This window comes from Nostoc sp., assembly GCF_036916985.1.
Lineage (GTDB): Bacteria > Cyanobacteriota > Cyanobacteriia > Cyanobacteriales > Nostocaceae > Nostoc.
This window is the reverse complement of the sequence record NZ_JBALFD010000016.1, coordinates 58,948-80,314: the sequence shown is the minus strand read 5'-3', so window position 1 is coordinate 80,314 and position 21,367 is coordinate 58,948. Positions and strand designations below refer to the sequence as shown.

General features: G+C 41.6%; 20 protein-coding genes and 2 pseudogenes. 12 read left to right on the top strand and 10 right to left on the bottom strand.

All coding sequences use genetic code 11. The features are described 5' to 3' along the window. Nucleotides 1–39: 39 nt before the first annotated feature. Together V7L07_RS05280 and V7L07_RS05275 are read right to left on the bottom strand one after the other, a co-directional pair. Nucleotides 40–1,011, bottom strand: coding sequence for a CobW family GTP-binding protein (locus V7L07_RS05280; protein ID WP_335055727.1), 972 nt, complete (start codon nt 1,009–1,011; stop codon nt 40–42). A gap of 362 nt (nt 1,012–1,373) precedes the next feature. Beyond that, nucleotides 1,374–2,285 carry an alpha/beta fold hydrolase gene (locus V7L07_RS05275; protein ID WP_335055725.1) on the bottom strand — a complete coding sequence of 304 codons (912 nt, stop codon included), beginning with the start codon at nt 2,283–2,285 and terminating at the stop codon, nt 1,374–1,376. A 65-nt stretch (nt 2,286–2,350) separates the two neighbouring features. Here V7L07_RS05275 and V7L07_RS05270 point away from each other — a divergent pair, with 65 nt between their 5' ends. Next, nucleotides 2,351–2,503: a hypothetical protein gene (locus V7L07_RS05270; RefSeq protein ID WP_335055723.1), complete on the top strand. Its 153-nt coding sequence runs from the start codon at nt 2,351–2,353 to the stop codon at nt 2,501–2,503. A gap of 103 nt (nt 2,504–2,606) precedes the next feature. Here the strand turns inward: V7L07_RS05270 and V7L07_RS05265 are convergent, their stop codons facing one another. From V7L07_RS05265 to prfC, 4 genes are all read right to left on the bottom strand, one after another. Further along, nucleotides 2,607–3,047 carry a SufE family protein gene (locus tag V7L07_RS05265; protein WP_179065954.1) on the bottom strand — a complete coding sequence of 147 codons (441 nt, stop codon included), beginning with the start codon at nt 3,045–3,047 and terminating at the stop codon, nt 2,607–2,609. 470 nt (nt 3,048–3,517) lie between these two features. Beyond that, nucleotides 3,518–4,024 (bottom strand): RNA recognition motif domain-containing protein, encoded by a 507-nt coding sequence (locus V7L07_RS05260; protein WP_179065953.1) that lies wholly within the window; start codon nt 4,022–4,024, stop codon nt 3,518–3,520. A gap of 662 nt (nt 4,025–4,686) precedes the next feature. Further along, complete coding sequence (locus tag V7L07_RS05255; protein ID WP_335055721.1) at nt 4,687–6,972, bottom strand: M48 family metalloprotease; 2,286 nt, start codon at nt 6,970–6,972, stop codon at nt 4,687–4,689. A gap of 268 nt (nt 6,973–7,240) precedes the next feature. Beyond that, a complete protein-coding gene (gene prfC / locus V7L07_RS05250; protein ID WP_335055719.1) occupies nt 7,241–8,869 on the bottom strand; it encodes a peptide chain release factor 3 in 1,629 nt (542 codons plus the stop codon). Nucleotides 8,870–8,993: 124 nt separating this feature from the next. Between prfC and V7L07_RS05245 the strand changes: the two genes are divergently transcribed. Both V7L07_RS05245 and hemB read left to right on the top strand, forming a co-directional pair. Further along, nucleotides 8,994–9,353 carry a DUF4870 domain-containing protein gene (locus V7L07_RS05245; RefSeq protein WP_335055717.1) on the top strand — a complete coding sequence of 120 codons (360 nt, stop codon included), beginning with the start codon at nt 8,994–8,996 and terminating at the stop codon, nt 9,351–9,353. A 402-nt stretch (nt 9,354–9,755) separates the two neighbouring features. After that, entirely contained in the window at nt 9,756–10,736 is a 981-nt protein-coding gene (hemB, locus tag V7L07_RS05240) for a porphobilinogen synthase (RefSeq protein WP_335055715.1), read from the top strand. Nucleotides 10,737–10,891: 155 nt separating this feature from the next. Here hemB and V7L07_RS05235 read toward each other — a convergent pair whose 3' ends face one another. The 3 genes from V7L07_RS05235 to V7L07_RS05225 all read right to left on the bottom strand — a co-directional run bounded on the left by V7L07_RS05235 (nt 10,892) and on the right by V7L07_RS05225 (nt 12,027). Then, a complete protein-coding gene (locus V7L07_RS05235) occupies nt 10,892–11,488 on the bottom strand; it encodes a hypothetical protein (protein ID WP_335055713.1) in 597 nt (198 codons plus the stop codon). 82 nt (nt 11,489–11,570) lie between these two features. Next, a complete protein-coding gene (locus V7L07_RS05230; RefSeq protein WP_335055711.1) occupies nt 11,571–11,789 on the bottom strand; it encodes a type II toxin-antitoxin system HicA family toxin in 219 nt (72 codons plus the stop codon). Then, complete coding sequence (locus V7L07_RS05225) at nt 11,782–12,027, bottom strand: type II toxin-antitoxin system HicB family antitoxin (RefSeq protein ID WP_335055709.1); 246 nt, start codon at nt 12,025–12,027, stop codon at nt 11,782–11,784. The genes V7L07_RS05230 and V7L07_RS05225 overlap by 8 nt, the downstream gene beginning before the upstream one ends. A 346-nt stretch (nt 12,028–12,373) precedes the next feature. Here V7L07_RS05225 and V7L07_RS05220 point away from each other — a divergent pair, with 346 nt between their 5' ends. After that, nucleotides 12,374–12,502, top strand: coding sequence for a hypothetical protein (locus tag V7L07_RS05220; protein WP_335055707.1), 129 nt, complete (start codon nt 12,374–12,376; stop codon nt 12,500–12,502). A gap of 19 nt (nt 12,503–12,521) precedes the next feature. Here V7L07_RS05220 and V7L07_RS05215 read toward each other — a convergent pair whose 3' ends face one another. Further along, nucleotides 12,522–13,415, bottom strand: a complete 894-nt coding sequence (locus V7L07_RS05215; RefSeq protein WP_335055705.1) for an alpha/beta fold hydrolase — start codon at nt 13,413–13,415, stop codon at nt 12,522–12,524. Between the two features lie 285 nt (nt 13,416–13,700). On the opposite strand from V7L07_RS05215, the gene V7L07_RS05210 reads away from it, so the two are divergent. From V7L07_RS05210 to V7L07_RS05180, 8 genes and pseudogenes are all read left to right on the top strand, one after another. Then, complete coding sequence (locus V7L07_RS05210; RefSeq protein ID WP_335055701.1) at nt 13,701–14,012, top strand: BMC domain-containing protein; 312 nt, start codon at nt 13,701–13,703, stop codon at nt 14,010–14,012. Between the two features lie 85 nt (nt 14,013–14,097). Continuing rightward, nucleotides 14,098–14,445, top strand: a complete 348-nt coding sequence (locus tag V7L07_RS05205; protein WP_179065944.1) for a carbon dioxide-concentrating mechanism protein CcmK — start codon at nt 14,098–14,100, stop codon at nt 14,443–14,445. A 1,042-nt stretch (nt 14,446–15,487) separates the two neighbouring features. After that, complete coding sequence (locus V7L07_RS05200) at nt 15,488–16,675, top strand: HetZ-related protein 2 (RefSeq protein WP_335055699.1); 1,188 nt, start codon at nt 15,488–15,490, stop codon at nt 16,673–16,675. A 275-nt stretch (nt 16,676–16,950) separates the two neighbouring features. Further along, a pseudogene (locus V7L07_RS33430) lies at nt 16,951–17,145 on the top strand (pilus assembly protein PilB); the annotation flags it as partial. Nucleotides 17,146–17,655: 510 nt separating this feature from the next. Beyond that, nucleotides 17,656–18,216 (top strand): annotated as a pseudogene (locus V7L07_RS33425) (pilus assembly protein PilB); the annotation flags it as partial. 187 nt (nt 18,217–18,403) lie between these two features. Further along, the gene (locus V7L07_RS05190) at nt 18,404–19,087 is read left to right on the top strand and encodes a Crp/Fnr family transcriptional regulator (protein ID WP_335055695.1); all 684 of its coding nucleotides are present in this window, start codon (nt 18,404–18,406) and stop codon (nt 19,085–19,087) included. 444 nt (nt 19,088–19,531) lie between these two features. Next, a complete protein-coding gene (leuB, locus tag V7L07_RS05185; RefSeq protein ID WP_335055693.1) occupies nt 19,532–20,620 on the top strand; it encodes a 3-isopropylmalate dehydrogenase in 1,089 nt (362 codons plus the stop codon). A gap of 372 nt (nt 20,621–20,992) precedes the next feature. Beyond that, nucleotides 20,993–21,253: a hypothetical protein gene (locus tag V7L07_RS05180; RefSeq protein ID WP_334775101.1), complete on the top strand. Its 261-nt coding sequence runs from the start codon at nt 20,993–20,995 to the stop codon at nt 21,251–21,253. Nucleotides 21,254–21,367 lie beyond the last annotated feature (114 nt).

Genomic DNA, 21,367 nt, shown 5'->3' with positions numbered 1-21,367 from the left:
GGACTAAATTCTTCCCAATCCCCAGTCCCCAATCCCCTTTTAAGCTAGACAAGCGAGAAAATTTTGCTTGAGTTGGGCTGCATCAAGGTTGCGGCCGATGAAGACTAGTTCGTTTTTGGGGGTTTCGCTGGGTTTCCAGGGGCGATCGGGTTTGCCATCAAAGATCATGTGTACTCCTTGGAATACAAATCGATTGTCTTCTCCCGCAATATTTAAAATGCCTTTCATCCGAAAGATATCTGGCCCTTGGGTACGCAGTAACTCCGAAAGCCAAGTGTTTAACTTTTCTCCATCAACTGCACCCGCTTCTACTAAAGCCACTGAAAAGACAGTTTCATCGTGTACGTGGGCATCTTCGCCTAAGAAATCTGGATCAATTTCTAATGCACGGTCTAAATCAAAGGCTTTGACACCTAATAAAGCATCCATTCCTAGTTCAGAATTTTGGGTGCGGTAGATTTTTGCGATCGCATTCATCGCCCGAATCCGTTTTTCTAATTCATCCAACTCTTCTGGCGCTACCAAATCTGTTTTATTAAGTAAAATTACATCGGCAAAGGCAATCTGTTCTTGAGCTTCGTCGGCATCCCAGTGCTGCCAAATATGTTTGGCATCTACAACTGTCACCACTGCATCTAGAGACAGTTGGCTTTGCAAATCTTCATCAACAAAAAATGTCTGAATTACTGGTGCTGGATCGGCTAATCCAGTTGTTTCAATTACTAAATGGTCAAATTTATCGCGCCGCTTCATCAAATTGCCAATGATGCGAATTAAATCGCCCCGCACTGTACAACAGATACAGCCATTGTTCATTTCAAAAATTTCTTCATCTGCATCGATAATCAATTGATTATCAATACCCACTTCCCCAAATTCATTAACAATCACAGCAACTTTTTTGCCATGTTCGTAGGTGAGGATGTGATTGAGTAGAGTCGTTTTACCTGCTCCCAAATAGCCTGTAAGAACAGTAACGGGAACTGAATTGTTGATTACGTCAGCCACCATACTCTAAATTCCTCTTTTCTCACCTTATGGATAATCATTATCGCCTATGATAATTGTTTTTATTTTTTTGTGCGAACTTGCTGTTATTTTAGGTTTCAGCAAAATAATCACATAATTTAATCAAGAAATATTTTATTTGAAATACTAATAGTCAAATCTAACGATGTCTTAAATCAGCCTTTAACACCTTGGAAAAACAATTCAATACCAATTGAGGTTTTTAAATAAGTACCTGCTTAATCATAAAATTATCCTTTGATGCAATGTGGTGGTTTGAAGAAAACACTGTATGACCTGTCACAGGGTTTTATACTGATGATCGCACCAAGGTGCAAAATGATTTTGCACTTTGGTGCGAGGATTTAATTTTCTGAAGAGAACAAAAAATCTTGAACTGCTTCTAAAACAACTTCTGGGTATTCTTCATGTAGTCCCAAAGAACCAGGTATGACAACACTTTTCACTCCTGGTAAGGCTATCAAAGCGTTCATTTCTTCTCGCGATTTGGGAGGGCTAGATTCCCCAATTACTACCATGAGCGGTACGGTTAAAGACTGCACAAGTTTGAGAAAATCAGATTGTGCGTGTATAGCATCAAGATTACCAGTTACAAAGGCAGCAGATGCAAATCGCGCTCCTGGTTGTTGAGTTGTTTGCCATTTCTTCTCAATGAAATTGGGTGTAATTTTAGCCACGTCAGTAAAGACATGACGACGGTACATAAAACTTAATAAAGATGGGGCAGTATTGAGTTTGTAGAGAGCTTGACCAAGTATAGGCGATCGCACCAATCCTCTCACAATGCCAGCTATTTGCTGACTTGCCCCCATTGTCGGCAAAGGCCCACGCCAAGTAGGAGCTAACAATACAATCTTTGAGAAAGCAGCTGATTTCACAGCTAATTGTAAAACGTAACTAGCAGCATGACCAGCCGCCACCACGGTAATCGGAGTAATAAAAACAGCTTTGACAAAATCTTCCAGAAATTGCTGATATATTTCCGGTCGATAATTCAAGCTGGGGCGAGAAGATTCACCAAATCCAGGCCAGTCTATGGCTACAACTTGAAAATGGGGAGCTAGTAATTTGGCAAGTTCGCCCATTTCCAAACGCGTCGAAACACTGCTGAAAGCTGGTAGTAGCAATAGCGGAGAACCTTTACCAAGGGTTTCATAAACAACGCGTAATTGCTGATTTTCCCAGTTCCAGAGATACTCCTGAACTACTCCGCCAAAGCCAATAGCAGCAAAGGTAGATAATACATTGGTTGACATAAGACTAAATTTTGGTAGTTGTACGTTATTTGATCAGTTGTCCTTTTGTCCTTTGCAAATGACCAATGACCAAAGAGGCAGGGGAGCAGGGAGCAGGGGAGAAAAATTCGCTCATTTCCCCTGCCATCCGGGTTTCAGAGCCAATAAATTTATTTATGCCCAAAAGTAAAAATATTTATTTCGAGTGGCGCAGCGCGTTCGCCCTTGGCGTCTCGTAGAGAGAAATAATGCGTCCTTACTTAGTTCAGAGCAAATACATTTATGTATGGGGTTCTCCCCCTGCCCCCCGCTCCCTGCTCCTTGTCCTCTTGTTGACCAAGTTTAGTTAGGCAAATCTAACTTACATTCCAATGCTTTTTTTTGCATGGTTTTAAAAATGTTGTAAAACCCATTAGCACGGGAAGGTGTCAGGCTAACGTTTAAACCTGTTTCTTGAATAAAATCTGGGGTAAGTTGGACAATCTCAGTTGGCGTTAGTCCCTGCAATCCTTCAACCAGAAGCCCTACTAATCCTTTAGTTAACTGGGAATCGGAATCGCCCTGAAAGATAACCTTACCGTCATCCAAGGCTGCGGTGATATAAACTTGAGACACGCAACCAGGAACTTTATTTTCGGGTAATTTATCGGCTTCTGGGAACTCATTGAGCTTCTGAGCATACCAGATTAGCTGTTCGTAGCGCCGCTTCGGTTCAGAAGCGCGTTGAAAGCGCTGGACAATTTTAGCTAGCGCAGGTGGCAAAGAATCTAGAGTTGAGGACATAACAAAAGCAGCAAACGATCGGTACCACTTTGAGTTTAAATTATCTTTAGAACGATTCCTACGGCGGGCTGCGCTTACGCGCTCCGGTTCACGTCGCCATATCAGCTAGCTATAACAAATATTATTGATTATAACTTGTCAAATTCAGACAATTACTGCGATTTGCATTCACATCGTTCAGATTTTTTAATGCATCTAATGACAAAAACTTAATTTTTTTATAAGCAAGCTTACAAAAACTATAGTTGCATCAATATATACTTTTTCTCTTACGTAAGTATGATTAATGGGTGAAATTTATATGTCGTTTGATTTGATTGAGATTTTTAACGCTACTAGCTCCTATCAGTAAGCGATTACAAAATTAGCTGCAAGTAGATTTAACTAAGCAGCTAGATAATAATCGACAATTAAAAATTAAAAATCAAAAAAATTCTGATTTTTAATTTTTAACTTCTCTCCCTGACAGATTAATTCGTAGTTTGTGCAGCTAGCATCTGCTTCAGCTTTTCTAATTCCGAAGCCCAACGAGGATCTGGACGAATAGCATCTGAATCGGTAGTTGTGGTACTGCTTTCGCGAGAACCGCCGCCACCGCCGCCACGACGAGGCTTTTTAGAACTTTTCTCGCGGCGGCTACCTTCTCTGCTGGGGCTAGGAGTCGGGGTACTACTACTAGCAAGAGTAACTGGTTTAGGAGCTTGCTCCTCGCCCTCTTCACCCTTTGTCCGAGGTAATGCCTTCTCTAGCTTAATGGGAGTGTCTTTGAACAGCTGACCATTATATTTTTCAATGATTTCGTCAGCTTGTTCGTCGTTGTTGACTGTCAGAAAACCGAAACCACGGCATTTGCCAGTTTTACGGTCTTTAATTAATTTAGTAGTTACAGCATCACCTTCTGCTGCAAAAACTGCTTGCAGATCTTGACGATCTATTTCATCTTTAGGCAGATTACCTATATATAGGCGAACGGACATGAACTATACCTCCAGAGTTAAATGAACATGGCAAGGCGAGAAAACAATCACTTGGCTTAGGCTTTTAACTTTTAAATAGATGCTATTGACCAAGACTGCCATCAACCAATTTTTTTGCTCGAAACTGTCAACCTATACAACAATACAGTTTTTCGTCGGGATCAAGCTTGTTTAATCAAAAGGCTCACACTATGGTGAGCTAATAACACCTTAATTCTAAGAATTGTAAATTTAATAGCCTAGTGCCTGCTAAAGTACACGCTTTCTTCCATGCTCTTTTTCGCAGAATCAAATACCATTCCCTACATTACCACGGTATTTTCTACGTAGCTAGTTTAGCGCATATATTTCTGGCATTAGTATTACTGCATCGTAACATGAAACACATTTTTTTATTCAAGAGAGCATATTTTGAGACAAAAACCAGCCAATGGCTGGTTAATTTTCTGCTGTGTTGGGAGGATAAAAGGTATGAAGCAGGGGAAAAAGCATCCGAATTAACAACTAAGCAGTAGTGCTGAGTTATATTGGCTGCTATTGTTTGTGTGAATAAATGTAACACTTGTAAAGAAAACCTGCAACTTTTGTTTACATTCTGATTTTTCCTTTGTCCTTTGGAGTTAAATAACTCTTAACTCCTCACTCAGCACTCAGCACTATCTTTAACCAGTAAGAAAAACGTATGCGCCCCAAGCTTGTGCTGCAACTGCTAAAAAAGTAGACCAAATGGGATGAGGGCTATGAATGGTTTTACCACTTTGAGTTTGTAGGGTTTGGATATCAATCCAAGGTGTTGCTCCTCGCCGGAACCAACCTGTGACGATAATTTGCCTACCAATTAGATCCTGGTGATTGATTGACTGTCCTAGCCAAGAAATGTGGTGTAATTTCACCAAACCCGCGCTGGATTGGAAGATTAAATCTTGCGCTAGGGAGTTGCTAGTGCCTTGACGACCTAATAATTTGCCCACCAGACGCACGCTGATGCTGTCAATGGGTAAGGCAGAAGGGTCAGATAACAGGTTGGGTAAGCTGTCATCAGTTTGTACAGTGGCAGGTTTAATATCCGGGAAGAAAGAATTCATCCGCACTACTGTACCGATGCTAAAGCCAATCAAAAGGCAGCCTGTAATGAAAGACCAATCTTCATAGATCCACTTTAGATTTAAAAACTTGAGTGCGAATGCTAGTTGCCAAGTTAGCCAGACTAAAGCTGCAAACAAAACCCCTAGAGGAATTCCCAACCAGGGAGCGATTTGTAATAAGAAAGACTGACGCTTAACCTTTGATGGTTCACTTGCAAAATGTAGTTCGGTGTCTAGATGCCAGTGACGGGCTATTTGACAGAGGCGTTCGATGCGATCGCCCATTAAAGGGTGGCTATTATTAATCGTAAACCATTGGCGATAGGGATTGGCAGTATCCCACTTCAAAAATGATTCAAAAGATAAATTGCTGGCAATAGTGCCCAAAGATAAACTCTGCTGGTGGCTAACTGGTGTCAGGAGATTTAAGCTTTCTAGTTGCCAACTTGTCTCTTCTTCTTTTTGGATGTCAGCGGCAACGCCAATGGCAATTTTAAGTAAAGCGCGAATTAGGGCATTGGGATTACCAGTAATTTCAGCGGCAACGCGATCGCTATAATAAAGCCGCAACCGCGACAACCACAATGCAGTCCCAGTCAGCAAACACCAAACTCCATAAATTAAAGTTGCCAGAATTGTCACCGGCCAGCGCCAAATTTTTGCTGATATTCTGTCACCCAACTCCGACACTTGCTGATATAGGCGATGAATTGGTAGTGTCACCAGCAACAACAAAGACATTACAGCAAAATCCCAGTGAGCAATATGCCCTAGCTGTGTGGCGTAAATAATGGCGATTTCATCATCTGCCAGTTGTTCTAACAGCCCTTGACTCACAACAATCCTGGCATTACGTGGTAAACTACCATAAGTCAGAATAATTGGTGCAGCCGTTGGTAAAATCCGCAGTTTGGGTAACGGCCAGTGGCGCTGCTGGCAACAACGTTGTAGCACCCGAACGGCTTCGCGGCTATGAGCATTTAATACATCTTTAGAAAATTCTCGCTGACCATATAAGTTCGCCAATAGCAGATCCAGTAACCAAGGTGATACTGCAAGTAAAATCACCAATACTATTAGCAACAACTTAGTAGGGTCGCGATATAAAAGCTGCAAAGGCTCCAGATAAGGAAGTTTGACTAAAGTCTGGTTGATGAATCCCATTACTAACTTGAGCATTTCCCGCATCACCCAAAACAGGGCAATGAACGTTCCTGCTGAAAGTAACCGCAAGGGAATTAATTTCGGTTTACGTAGTGGTTGCCATGCTCTGGCGCGTTGTGCTTGTCGCCAATAAATAACGCCGAATAGTTTGGCTTGAGTGCGGGTTACAGAACCCATGAAGCCGTTTAGGGGTGTAGCCGGTGGAGGTGGGGGTGGTGGTGTCGCCACTGTAGCTTTGAGTTTAGGTAGTGGCACCATCGGTGGGGTTTCGTTGCTCTTGGTTTCGATTACTCGATCGTCTGGCTTTTCCTCTAATGTAGGAGTTTCTGGGGGAGTAACAGGGGTTGAATCTGGGGTTGAATCTGGATTTGAATTCTCAAAGGCAACAAATCCAGTTTCGACATTTGTTGATTCTTGCTCAGTTTTTTTACGTTTTGTCAGGTGTTCGAGAGCGCGTGTTGCCCACTCTTGAACTTGTGGGTTGTTACTCTCAATGAGGTTTTGGGAAATAGCGATCGCTTTGGGAACTTCGCCAGTGCGAGCAAAAGCCATCACTAAACCAACCTGGGCTTGTAAACTAGCAGTACCATTACTCTGGCTGCTAGCAATAGGTTCTAGTTGAGCGATCGCTGTTTGGTAATTTCCCTGCTTGAGGGCAACTAAACCAGCCTCCAAAGACGGTTTGGCATGTGAAGGCATACAAATTCTGGCACTCCAATCTCTTCTAAGTGATCCACGTTTGTGCAAAAGCGCGAACCTCGGATGCCGTGGAAATCAACCGCGCTCAAGTTTTGCTTGTCAACCAATTTTGGATTTTGGATTTTGGATTTTGGATTGACCCTGACCACAAGGTTACTTGGCTCAAGGATTTTAAATTAAGGATTTTAGATTTGTTCTACCCACTAGGAGCAAGGCATGAACAAAAAAATCTAAAATTTAAAATCTAAAATCTAAAATTCGTAGTGAATTATTCCTCCACTGGTTGTTGACTAGAAAATACTGGAGCGATCGCGCTTAATTTTAACTCTGGATGGTCGCCTAATAACTGTTGACAATTCCATTCATTGCGGAATAGCAACACTGGGCGTCCCATACTATCTTTAACTGTAGTGGTATTGAAAATCCGTCCCACTTTTTCTAATGCTTCCCAACCACCCTCAACCCAACGGGCGACACTATAGGGTAATACCTCTAAGATGGTTTCTACACCATACTCATTTTGTAAGCGAAACTGTACCACCTCGAATTGCAACTGACCCACCGCCGCCAAAATTGGATCGCGCTTGGCTTCATCAGTTGAATACATAATTTGCACAGCACCTTCTTCGCGCAATTCCGCAACGCCTTTTTGGAATTGTTTAGATTTCGAGGGGTTGGGATTCCTCAGAGAAGCGAACAGTTCCGGCGAAAAATACGGAATTCCCTCATATTCGAGCTTTTGTCCCGTGTAAATTGTATCCCCGATCGCAAAAACACCGGGATTGTTCAAACCGATCACATCGCCAGGATAAGCCACATCAATAGATTCTCGCTCTTGAGCAAAGAGTTTTTGCGGGCGAGATAGACGGATGAGTTTACCAATGCGGGCGTGATTCACCATCATATCTTTTTCAAACTTACCAGTGCAAACCCGGATAAATGCGACGCGATCGCGGTGTTTCGGGTCCATATTCGCTTGCAGTTTAAAGACAAACCCCGAAAACTCCGGGTATGTAGGGGGAACTTCGCCAACACTGCTGACATGAGAGCCGGGTTTGAGGGCATAGTCGAGGAAATACTTAAGGAATAACTCTACCCCAAAGTTAGTCATGGCGCTACCAAAGAACACAGGCGTCATTTTGCCTTCATGTACCAACTGTAAATCTAGCTCTGGCCCAACTCCTTCTAACAGTTCCAGATCATTTTTCAGTTGGTGATACAGGCTTTGTTCTAGCTGTTCTTCTATTCTCGGATCGCCTAATTCCACTATGGTATCACGGGCTTCTCGGCTGCCGTGGGCGCTGCGTTCAAACAGGTGAATTTGTTGCTTGTGTCGGTCAAAAACACCTTTAAAGCGATCGCCCATACCAATCGGCCAATTTACCGCATAGGTTTGCAATCCCAATTCTTGCTCAATTTCATCTAACAGTTCCAGAGGTTCTCTGCCTGGGCGATCGAGCTTGTTGATAAATGTAAAAATCGGGATACCCCGCAACTTACACACTTCAAACAACTTACGGGTTTGGGGTTCCAAACCTTTTGCCGCATCAATCAGCATCACGGCATTATCGGCGGCGGCGAGGGTGCGATAAGTATCTTCACTGAAGTCTTGGTGTCCTGGTGTGTCTAATAAATTGATTTGACAATTCCGGTATTCAAATTGCAACACCGTGGAGGTAATGGAAATACCCCGTTGTTGTTCCATCGCCATCCAGTCAGATGTAGCTTTGCGCTGTGCCCGTCTCGCCTTAACCGCCCCAGCTTCATGAATTGCCCCTCCGTACAGGAGTAGTTTTTCAGTTAGTGTAGTCTTACCTGCATCGGGGTGAGATATAATCGCAAAGTTGCGGCGAAGTTCAACTGCTTGAATAAGTTCAGACTGAAGTTCAGTAGACATAAATGTATTTGTTTGAAAGCTTGCTTAATTTTTTTTGACTCTAGTAAGTCTTTTAATCTTAAGACAACGATGCTCGTGATAGGGTCGTAGTGGAATCAACAATCTGACTAAATAGGAGAAAAGAATGTACGACACAGACAAGCGAAAGCTTCTATCTGCCTTGTCTCATGGAGCGATTTTTTTCAGCACAACTTTGGTATCAGTAAGTATACCTATTGCCATATTGCTCGTATCTGACGATCCTGTTGTTAAAGAAAACGCCAGAGAATCCATCAATTTCCACTTCAATGTCTGGCTTTATGGAGGAATTCTAGGAGCGTTATTTTTTCTATTCGGTTGGTTAGTGTTACCACTATTATTGTTGGGGCCACTAGCTGGTCTGGGATATATATTACACTGGGGATTAACAATTTGGGCGCTCATCGGAGTTTTCAGCAATCCTGATATACCCTTCCGTTATCCTTATATTTTCCGGGTTTTTTAACACAAATTATCATTGGGCATGGGGCATGGGACATTGATAATTGTCAGTTATTTGCTACCAAATACAAAATTTAATTAATTCGTAGCGAATTCTCTGCGTGCCTCTGCGTTTCCCTCTGCGCCACTTTGCGTTTAAATTTCAACCCTCAATTCGCCAAGATTTTGCCAACAGACAGTCTTATCATTTTGAATTTTGAATTGCTTACTATGTTGTTTTTTTTCCAGTCCGTCGGATAGGTGCAACCAAGCTGTAGAATACAAAATTGCCCCACAACTTGATTAAGAGTAGGGCAAAGGACAGTTAAGCACTGTTTGTAGTCTGTCTGACGGCAGGAAAATTTTAGCCTGCTTTTGTGACGCTTTGTTTTGTGTCCATCTGCGTTGTTTTTCTTCATAAAATTTTATGTTTCCTACACATCGCCCCCGTCGTCTGCGTACTCATCCCCAACTGCGCCGGATGGTTCGTGAAACTGTTTTAACAACAAACGATTTAATCTACCCATTATTTGCCGTACCAGGTGAAGGAATCGCTAATGAGGTGAAATCCATGCCCGGTGTCTACCAACTTTCGGTAGATAAAATTGTTGAAGAAGCAAAAGAAGTTTATGACTTAGGAATTCCTTCGATTATTTTATTTGGGATTCCGGCTGATAAAGATGTAGATGCTACTGGTGCTTGGCATGCTTGCGGTATCGTCCAGAAAGCGGCGACGGCAGTAAAAGCAGCAGTGCCAGATTTGATTGTAATTGCTGATACTTGTTTATGTGAGTATACTAGCCACGGTCATTGTGGTTATTTACAAGTTGGTGATTTAACAGGACGAGTTTTAAATGACCCAACTCTGGACTTATTAAAGAAAACAGCAGTTTCTCAAGCCAAAGCTGGTGCCGATATCATCGCGCCTTCTGGGATGATGGATGGGTTTGTGCAAGCAATTCGTCAGGGTTTAGATGAAGCAGGATTTCAAGATACGCCGATTTTGTCTTATGCTGCTAAGTATGCTTCGGGTTATTATGGGCCATTTCGGGATGCAGCAGACTCAACGCCGCAATTTGGGGACAGAAGAACTTACCAAATGGACCCAGGTAACTCCCGCGAAGCAATTAAAGAGATTGAATTGGATATCGCCGAAGGTGCTGATATGCTGATGGTTAAGCCAGCTTTGGCATACATGGATATTATTTGGCGGGTGAAGGAAGCGAGTAATTTACCAGTTGCGGCTTACAATGTTTCTGGTGAGTATGCGATGGTAAAAGCTGCGGCGCTCAATGGTTGGATTGATGAAGAGCGGGTGGTTATGGAAACTTTAACTGGGTTTAAACGGGCTGGTGCAGACTTAATTTTGACTTATCATGCCAAAGATGCGGCGCGATGGTTAAAGTAGGCTATGCATATTGACTACTAATTTATTGGAAAATCTCATGCAGAGGCGCAAAGACGCAGAGTTGTGTTTTGCTGTTTGGGCGTGAGATTTTTGGATGTCAAAAGCCTTTTAAACGGGTATTTTAGGGATGCGATCGCTACTTAACTATAATGTTTTCAGCGTACACCACTAGCTAAGATTCCTAAAATTTTATTGACATCTTTAAGATAATATTCACTTAAGTCTATCTGGATAGATTGCCCTTCTAATTTTAAAAATTGCCAAATACTTCCAGTGGTGACAGTTCCATAAATTATCAAATTTTCATTACCTGCTCGTTCGTTAAATATTCTTGCTGCTAGCATTTCGGCTACACATTGTCCCAAACCAGCAGGAATGTTTTCTTTTTTAGCTTCCACAATAATAATGACTGGTGCTGTGATAATTAGTCTTTCTGGAGAACGAGTAATTAGAAAATCACAGATTCCATTTAAACCTTGTGCAGTGTCAACATTGAATTCAACACCAGAGAACAAATTTATTTGGTCATTTAATTGTCGTCTCAAATCTAGTAATATAGGAGAAATAATCATCTCAGATCGAGCTTTTTCACTATTACTAGCAATAGCTATAGGTAAATTATATTGAAGAATTTCTTTTAATAACTCACTACATTCTATAGCAGGTGTATTAGCAAAAATATCAGTTCTCTCAATAGTATTTATTTGAAAGCTTTGTTTGACTTTTTCTAAAGTAAAATCACTATATGCCATATTAGTATATGTTGGTGGGAAGACACAAAACTAACTGCCTCTTGGCAGGGTGGGATTCTTATTCATCTACCTTAGTTACTAGTTATTCTGCTGTAGTTTCATCCTCATAAATATCAATGGCTTGTAGAACCTGTTTTACTATTTTTGGGTGCAATATTTTTCCTGAATGAAAAGGAATAACCACTCTCACTTGTTCTCGAAAATAAATCCTGTGACTTCCTTTGCTTCTAATTTGAATAAAGCCTGCATCTAATAAGAGTTTTTCAGCTTCCGTTGCCGTTATACGTGGGAGTTTAGGCAACTTTCACCTCCAAGGTTATTGTGAATACTTCCTTGTTATGAAGTGCCTGTTTTTCTGAATTTGACAAGGTTTCTATATAAAGTTCAACTGCTTCTTTAATATTCGCCTGTACTTCTTCTAGGGAATCACCTTGAGATTGACAACCAGGTAGTTCAGGGCAATAGGCATAATATCCATGTTCGTCTTTTTCGATAATGATGCTAACTTTATACGACATATCAAAGTTACCTTTGCTCATTTAATAACTTAGGACTCGCCCTTTCAAGGTGACTCGTAAAATCTCTTTTCTTCTCTCGTACCTCTGCGGTTTAAAAGTAATTTATCTAACCACCGAGGTGCAGAGAACACAGAGAAAAGAGGAATTCTTGTCCAAAAATTTCACTATGACTTACGCACTGTACAAATTAAGCATAATGTGAGTTATGGTATTTAGTCGTTTCAGACGCTTACTATAACCCTGATTGACTCACACATAAAGCGTAGGCGTAGCCCGTCGTAGAAATCGCTAGCTGCTAAAGATGGCTGAAATATCCAAATTGCTGTAGTGCTTATGTACAAGGTGTAAGTTCTATTGGCTATTACTCGTGCGTTACGCAACTTACAATCAACAATTAGCATTGTGGCAAACCTTGGGCGATCGCACTAAGGAAGCTGAAACGCTTTACAATATTGCATTACAGAATGCGATCGAGATGATCTTAACGCTGCACTGACCCAAATATAAGCCACAATTCAAACCGAACCACAAAAGTTTAAAATGTGCTGTGCAGTGATTTGTGGTTGTTCCAAGTGTGGGAGATGACCGCAATCTTGAATCCAGGTGAGAATACTGTGTGGAATTGCCTTTTGAAAAGTTGTGGCATCCTTAGTACCCACAATTTTATCAGAATCGCCCCACAAAATTAGCGTTTGTTGCACAATTTGTGATAATATATCAAATCTAAAAGCACTATAACCACCACTTTTAGTGAAAGCAATCAAAGCTTGATTCCAACTCGGACTTTGTAGGTGCAATGCACCACAACACAGCGCATCGAAGGAGGCGAGACTTTGATTTTTATATCCAATGCGGGAAACGCGATCGCGAACCTTCAGATTACTCAAAAACTGAGTTGCCAAATAATCCAACGGGGGAAACATTAATTTACTCAATGGTGAACCACCCGCTAACCCGGCACTATCAATTAACACTAGCTTTTTTACTACTTCCGGGTATGTCAGCGTAAAATCAATCGCTGTCGCACCCCCCATCGAAGCGCCCACTAAAATTACAGGTTGGTTAATTAAGCTTTTCCAGAAATAATAAAGATGGGTTTTAATTGTAGTTGGGCTGTAGGCAATTCCTGAGAGTCTATCTGTAAACCCAAAACCCAACAAATCCACTGCCCAAGTTTCATTATCTTCAGAAAGTAGTGGCAAAAGCCGCCGAAATTCCAATACAGAACTGTCAAAACCGTGAATTAATAAAATCGGAGTTCCACCGCACCCTTGTTTGACAAATGCTGTAGTAACTGGTTGATTAGTTAAAGGAGTAGCGATCGCAGTGGTTTGAATACTCCGAGCTAGTGCGATCGAAGTAGGTTCTGTTAGTTGCTTGACTGCTGTAGGCAGAAAATTCGGAAACATAAATTTCAGTTTATCGTATTAGCTTACTTCCACACATAGGTGATTTTGTTGTTTAACAAAATCACAAAAACTAATATGCATAATTATTATTTGTAATATCTAAAAATATAAACCAGCCGGGATCAAAATATTTTAACTCCCAACTCCTGTACAGAGGCGATTAATCGTGTCTCTACCCACTCCCCCAAAATTTATAGATCCAAGAAAGTTTTCCAAAATGTCAAAATTGGGACAAAAGCCACGTACAATTAAAATCGCTTATCCCTTAATTCAGGAGCTAATGCCATGCCAATGGCGGTTGGCGTAATTGAAACTTTAGGTTTTCCTAGTGTCTTAGCAGCAGCAGATGCAATGGTCAAAGCTGCCGCAGTCACAATTGTGTATTATGGTCAAGCAGAAAGCGCTCGTTTGTTAGTCGCCGTTCGGGGACACGTTTCTGAAGTAAATAGAGCTGTTGAAGCCGGAATCTTAGCGGGAGAGCAAGTCAAAGCTGGTACAGTAATTACCTACTACATTGTTCCTAATCCCCCGGAAAATGTGGAAACCATATTACCAATCCATTTTACCGAGGAATCAGAACCTTTCCGTATGTTCTAAGCAATTTTGCTATCAAAATCTGTAGCGAAGCTTCGTACAATTAACTTGTAGCCACCATATCGTTTGTTTATACAGGAGATTAATAATGTCATTACAGGCAGTTGGAGCACTTGAAACGAAAGGTTTTCCGGCGGTGCTAGCAGCAGCAGATGCTATGGTAAAAGCTGGTCGAGTCACCCTTGTTGGTTATATCAGAGTAGGTAGCGCTCGCTTTACAGTTAATATTCGTGGCGATGTTTCTGAAGTAAAAGCCGCGATGGCTGCTGGTGTTGAAGCCGCAGAAAATGTTTATGGCGGTACTCTAGAATCCTGGGTGATTATTCCTCGTCCCCATGAAAACGTTGAAGCTGTTTTGCCAATTGGTTACACAGAACAAGTCCAACAGTATCGAGAATCTGTAGAAAATCCCATTGTTAGATCAAACAATCGATAGATTTAATCACCTGTGGGTAAATTAAAAACGAAGAATGCCCATAAATAAATTTAAAGAGAAGTTTATTGTAAGGCTTCTGACCATCAAAACTTTAGAGCGTTGCAAACTTTTATGTTTTTAGATTTTGCATAAGTTGAATTTTGAAGCAGAGGGAGAGCAACAGTTAGAGTCAATAGTCAAAATCAATATTGACTGTTGACTATTCATTATTAGGAATATAAAAGTTTTAAGAATAACTTGCCAATGATTAGAGGCATAGTTGTAAATGAATATAGTTTACAGCTATTTTTAGGTAAATAGACCACGCGATAGGGGTACAGCAATGCCTATCGATGTCAACTTAAGACCTGGCGAATGGAATGAGACTGTTGTTCAATTCACGGTGGGTTTGACCCCTCACCCCTAAAACCTTGGTTTGGCGATTCAAAATTAAAGAAATTTCAGACGGGGATTTAGCGAGAAACGCGGTCTTGGGCTTTGCCCAAGTGGAGCGATTTCTCAAGACAAACCCCGACTGAAATGGGTGCTACATATAGATTGCAGGTTCTTAAACTCTTTAATTTACGATAAACCAACTTCTCAGACGGGTTGGGAGATTTACTGAGTCCATACCTCAATTAACACCAACTATACTGAGATTTAACTAAGTATTTGACTACGTAATGAATTAGAGAAGGTTGAAACTTATACGGGTGAAATAACGTCTGACATTGAGTTAGATTAGATTCGTTCCTTGTATCTGTTACAAAATGTCAGATTTACCTGACTCATCTCGTGCAAAGGTTGTATCTTCAACACTCTAGGCAGATTTCTGTTCTCAGTGAGAAAACATAACTTTACAAAAAGTTTAAATTGGCAAAATCAACCCAAATGCTTGATATACAAGAGTCTTAGATGTTGTGAGTTGAAAATAAAACATCAATGTAGAAATTTCTGCATAATTTCAGTGAACTGAGACGTAATAAAAGTAGAATCACTGAGCTATTTTCATGAAACTCATGAAATCAGGGGCAGCTGCCAGTTAAATAATTAAGTGGGACGAATGGGGGTTGTGATGCAAACTTCAAAATTGAGTTTCGAGGAATGCAATCTCACTATGACAACGGATGTGGAAAAACTGGCTATAGATTGGCAAAAGCGTTTGGCTGTGGAATGTCCAGACCAAAATGAAGCTGCTAGACAAAGCATTATTCTTTGGTTATTGGGATCTGACTCAAAACGGTTTGATTTGTTTAACCCTAAAGAACTCGATATTGCCAAGCAAGCGATGGAATATCGCTGGAGGATTTTACGTCAACGCTACTTAGGGCTGGGGCGAGAACGTGCTTATCGCAACTTGATCGTGCGATTGGGAAGTTTAGTAACATTACGGAATAAGATTCAGACTTGGGTTTCCCTCAGCCGCGATCGCCAGCGCAGTGTAATCGATGTGTTACAAGAAGTAATCCAAGAATTACTCCAAAGCGATAGCCAGATGCAACAGCAAATGGCTGATATTGCCAAATATACAACCGATAGACGATTAGGTGATGCTCTGCTATTTGCCAGTTTAGAAGAATATTCTCTGCGCCCAGTACGCAATCAACCCCTATTAGCTTACCGATTTGTGAATTACTTGCGTCGCACTCAGCGCGGTGGTTTAACCCAAGTTCCTGGCCGTGACTTGATTAGACTAGTTTCAGAAGAAGTTCTTACAGACGACAGTGATAATCGAGTTAACTTAGTCGATAGTCAAGCGATCGCAGAATATCAAGAAGCACAACAACTAGAAGAACAACAGGGGCTACGCCAGTCAGTACAAAAAGAATTTGAAAATTATTTACAAGAAAGTCTGGGAACAGACGCAGTAGGTTGGCTGCGACTCTATCTGCAAGGTAAGTCCCAAGAAGAGATCGCCCAAAAACTGAATAAGCAGACTAAAGAAGTTTACCGTCTGCGAGAAAAAATTAGTTACCACGCTGTCCGTGTTTTTGCCCTCAAAGGTAAACCAGAACTCGTAGACAGCTGGCTCTCAATTTCCTTACAAGAACATAACTTAGGATTAACGCAAAACCAATGGCAGCAACTTGATGAAAAATTGACCCCTCTAGGGCGGCAGATTCTAGATTTGCGGAAAGCGGGTAATTCAATAGAAGCAATAGCTGAACAATTAAAACTCAAAACCCATCAAGTGCTAGGCGAATGGACAAAAATCTATCTTGCAGCCCAAGGTTTAAGAACTCAAGAGTAAGCTGTAGTCGAAGATGGGGACTGGGGATTGGGGAAGAAGCAAGGGAGAAGAGTTTTCCCCTCCGCCCCCCGCACTCCACCCCTCTGCCTCTTTTCAATGCCCAACCCTCAGTATTATCCCTACTCTATAATCTAAAATTCATACTCTACTTACGTTTACTTAAGTATATATAATTTAAATTTTAACAATCTAACAAAGTATCTTTATTAACTACCTACTAAATTCAAGGCAAAATATAATTAAATACCAACGCATCAAACCAACGCATCAAATCTATGTTGTCTTCAGAGGGTGAAATAAATGATACCGCAGCAAATGGACGGCAAATGCTAACTGCCACTCAAATGAAGTGGGAAGAAAAAGGTGATCGCGAGCAAATATTCCAACTAATTGATAGTCTTTTGTCCTTTGAAGCTTGCCTCTACCACCAGATTTTACCCTTTGGATTAGAAGGCAAAAACCTCTTGCTAGGTATGGTTTATCCACAAGATAGCGAGGCACTAGATTACGTTGGTCGCATTTTGTCTTCTATCAATTGCACAATGATGATTGAAGCGATCGCAGCCGACGCTCACCGCAGAATATTATCAGCCTACCTCAACCATAAGAACACATCTCAGCTAGATGCCAAACTTGTGCATCAGCTAACAGCAGACTCTTCTCCAATACATAGCCCAGCGAGCATTCCTGACACACCTGTTCCCTCCTTAAACGACTCAGAATCAAATCAGCAACCAGTATTGATGATATTTCAGACACCAAAGCGTCAACATTCTGGGCAGCGGGTAGACTTACCTCCTATCCCAGAGCTAGACCGATCATCTGAAACTACGACGTTCTCGACTCCTGTTTCCAGAACTCAGCAGGGAGAGACTTCCGAAGCCACATCACCAAACAATTTACCAATTTTGCCCACACAGGCTTCTGAACTACTGAGTCCAATCGAGTTGCTACCAACACTGCCACCCAAAAAATTACTAGAAGAATTACTGGGACGAATCTTGGCTGGGGGAATTGGTCGACTGTACTTAGAAAGACAAGCGTATGAAGGTAGGATACTGTGGAGTGACAATGGAATTTTACAGTCTGTATTAGACCAACTGCCGCTCTCGGTTTTCCAAGGAGTACTGAATGAATTAAAGCGGTTTGCTTCTCTACCTGTCACAACGGTTGCAGAACCAAAACAGGTAGAAAAAGAATACGTATATCAAAAAAACCGCTTATTATTACGCTTGCGAGTCATGCCGGGAATCTACGGCGAAGAGGCAACACTCCAAGTATTGCGGGGAGCAGCCTTAAAATTCTATCAACAACAACAGTTGACGCGTCTGGGCCGCGATGCCTTAGGAATTTCTCAGCAACTAAGCTTCAAGTTGCACGAACTACAAGAACGGCTTTTACTGAATCCCGTCCTTGATTCTCAGCAATTAGAGGCTTTAGTTACCCTGAATCAGTTAGTGAAAAATTTAGACCAACAGATCAAAATACTCGCACTAGATAGCAATTTACCAACAAATAGTAAATCATCGGTCTGTAAGTGAAAACGCTGATTTCGATCGCATACATAATTGTTATGTTGTAATGGAATCCTAGACTGATAAAGCTTAGAGGTTCATCTTCAATAAATACAAATTTTGCGATCGTATTCTGAGTAAGATTACGGTTTAAAAAAACTTATAGTAGCAAAGTTAGTTTCCCGCCCTTACATTAATTTGTTGCAAATATTTCATGTTAACTGAGGTTTTTAGTGAACTTTTCCCCTTAATGAGTACAGCCAATCCACAGACTTTGGAATGGCTGCTCAACGTTGCAATTGAACATGAATACCCATCTGGGCGAGCCGTTGTGATGGAAGATGCCTGGGGTAATGCAGTTTACTTCGTAGTTTCTGGTTGGGTCAAAGTCCGGCGTACCCTTGGGGAAGATTCAGTAGCTCTAGCAATTTTTGGCCGTGGTGATTTTTTTGGAGAAATGGCAATTTTAGATGAATCTCCACGCTCAACCGATGTCATTGCCCTTTCACCCGTGAAGTTGCTTAGTATCTCCAGAGAGCGTTTTATTCAAATATTGTTTAAAGATCCGCAGCTACATCACCGGATGTTGCAACTGATGGTGCGGCGATTGCGACAAATTAACCTGCGCTTACAAATGCGGTCTTCACCACCAGCAGTTAAACTTGCTCATACCCTAGTAACTTTAGGCGAAAGCTATGGTCAAGACTCAGACTTAGGAAGAGAAATTTTTAACATTCCCTTTAAAGATTTAGCAGAGGTGACAGAAATCGGTGTTGAAGAAACCACCAAAATCATGGAGAAACTACATGAAAAAGGGTGGATAAAGATTGATAGTGCCAACAACATCAATTATCTTGTGAACTTCAAACAGTTAATGAACTTGGCCGGCAAAGTGTGATTGCTTTATCCAATACAAAATCCGATACAAATCTACTTACTTATACCGATTTTTTATCAGCTGCGTTAAATAAAGCGGTTCTTAGTTGTATGGAATATGTACCACTCATAGAGGTACTGGTATCAACTGAACGCGAAACCGCTTGTCCGCCGGGAATTGAAATTCCCGTATAATAGCTAAAGTCATCTGAAGATGACTAAATATCGCCAAAAATCTCCAGTCTACTTCAGTAGACTTAAGCTATTAGCCCGAAAATTTATTTCCGGGCGGGCATGGAAGCCAACAGATAAGCTATTTCTAGCTTAAGTTGACACCAATGAGCAATGCTGTGCCCCTATTGTCTGTTGCATCCAAACAAGAACTGCTATAAATTAAAAACTCCATCGGTACATCTTGCTCGGTATGATATTTGATCTGCAAGCATTTACCTAGTAATAACCAGCTATGACACATAACTACCGCATTACTCTACTTCCCGGCGATGGCATTGGCCCTGAAATTATGGCAGTGGCGGTAGATGTGCTAAAAGTTGTAGGGAAGCAATTTGATATTCAGTTTGAATTCCAAGAAGCGCTTATTGGTGGTGCAGCAATTGATACCACAGGAGAACCCCTACCATCTGCCACTCTAGAAACTTGCCGTAATAGTGATGCTGTGTTACTTGCCGCCATTGGTGGTTATAAGTGGGATTCACTGCCATCTAATTTACGCCCAGAAGCAGGTTTGTTAGGACTACGTGCAGGTTTGGGATTATTTGCCAATTTACGCCCAGCGAAAATTTTGCCCCAGCTAATCGATGCCTCGACTTTGAAACGCGAAATTGTCGAAGGCGTGGATATTATGGTGGTGCGTGAACTCACTGGTGGGATTTACTTTGGTAAACCTAAAGGGATTTTTGCTACGGAAACTGGTGAAAAACGTGGTGTAAATACAATGGTTTACACCGAATCGGAAATTGAACGCATTGGACGGGTGGCTTTTGAGGCGGCTAAAAAACGCGGCGGAAAACTTTGTTCGGTGGATAAGGCGAACGTATTAGAAGTATCTCAGTTGTGGCGCGATCGCATCACTCAACTTTCTCAGGAATATCCAGATATCGAACTCTCTCATTTATATGTAGATAATGCTGCCATGCAGTTGGTACGCGCTCCCAAGCAGTTCGATACCATCGTCACAGGCAATTTGTTTGGCGATATTCTCTCTGATGCTGCTGCCATGCTCACAGGTAGTATTGGGATGTTACCGTCAGCTAGTTTAGGCGCTTCTGGGCCTGGTGTATTTGAACCAGTTCATGGTTCCGCCCCAGATATTGCCGGACTTGATAAGGCAAATCCTCTAGCACAAGTGTTGAGTGCGGCGATGATGTTACGCTACGGTTTAGACCAACCAAAAGCAGCAGATAGCATCGAACAAGCCGTATTGCAAGTTTTAGAACAAGGCGATCGCACGGGAGATATAATTTCCCCAGGAAAAAATCTTTTAGGTTGCCGCGCTATGGGCGATGCCTTGATAAAAGTACTCGACCAACCTTAAAGTTATTGGGTGAAGATGGATAAGCTGTTGTGATTATAGTTTGCACATTGAGGCGGCAGGGGAGCAGGGTGCAGGGATCAAGGGAGAGGATTTATAGGTTTTGCCTAATCATGCTTGTGATGCAATTTGCAGGCGCAACAGTTTACCAGGCAGTAGGCAAAAGTTGTTCACTTTTGCCAAGGCTGCGACTGACTCAACGCAAAACGTCTACAGAGGTTTCCTAGACTCCGAATTTTGGGCTAAATACCCCTTCTCAGGGAATTACGAATTACAAATTGCGAATTTTAAAGTGCAACCTGGGCAATTTGGCAACCTTTGCTAAAAGTTTCGGGTAGACTAGAGGGAAATCTAGCAATCAAATAACAGTCGATAGTGTACGCATTACGACAAGGACAAACAACTTTTACCGCCCCAAAGAACCAGTCACCTTTGATTGATCCCGCCGTAATCAGAGCCGCTGGGCAGATTTACTACACTCACTGTGAAGTACATCCCGAAATAGCTGGGCAACCTTCCGGTGTAGCAATTAATCGTATGACTCATCGAGGTAAGGTTATTTTTACTAACCAACCAGTTCTATTACCTCAAGAATGTTTTGTGCCCTTGAGTCAAATTGAATCGCACATGTATTAGTCATTGGTCATTGGTCATTAATCATTAGTCATTAATCATTAGTTCTGGACAAAGGACGAAAGATAAACGACAAATGACACAGGACAAATGACACAGGACAAATGACAAAGGACA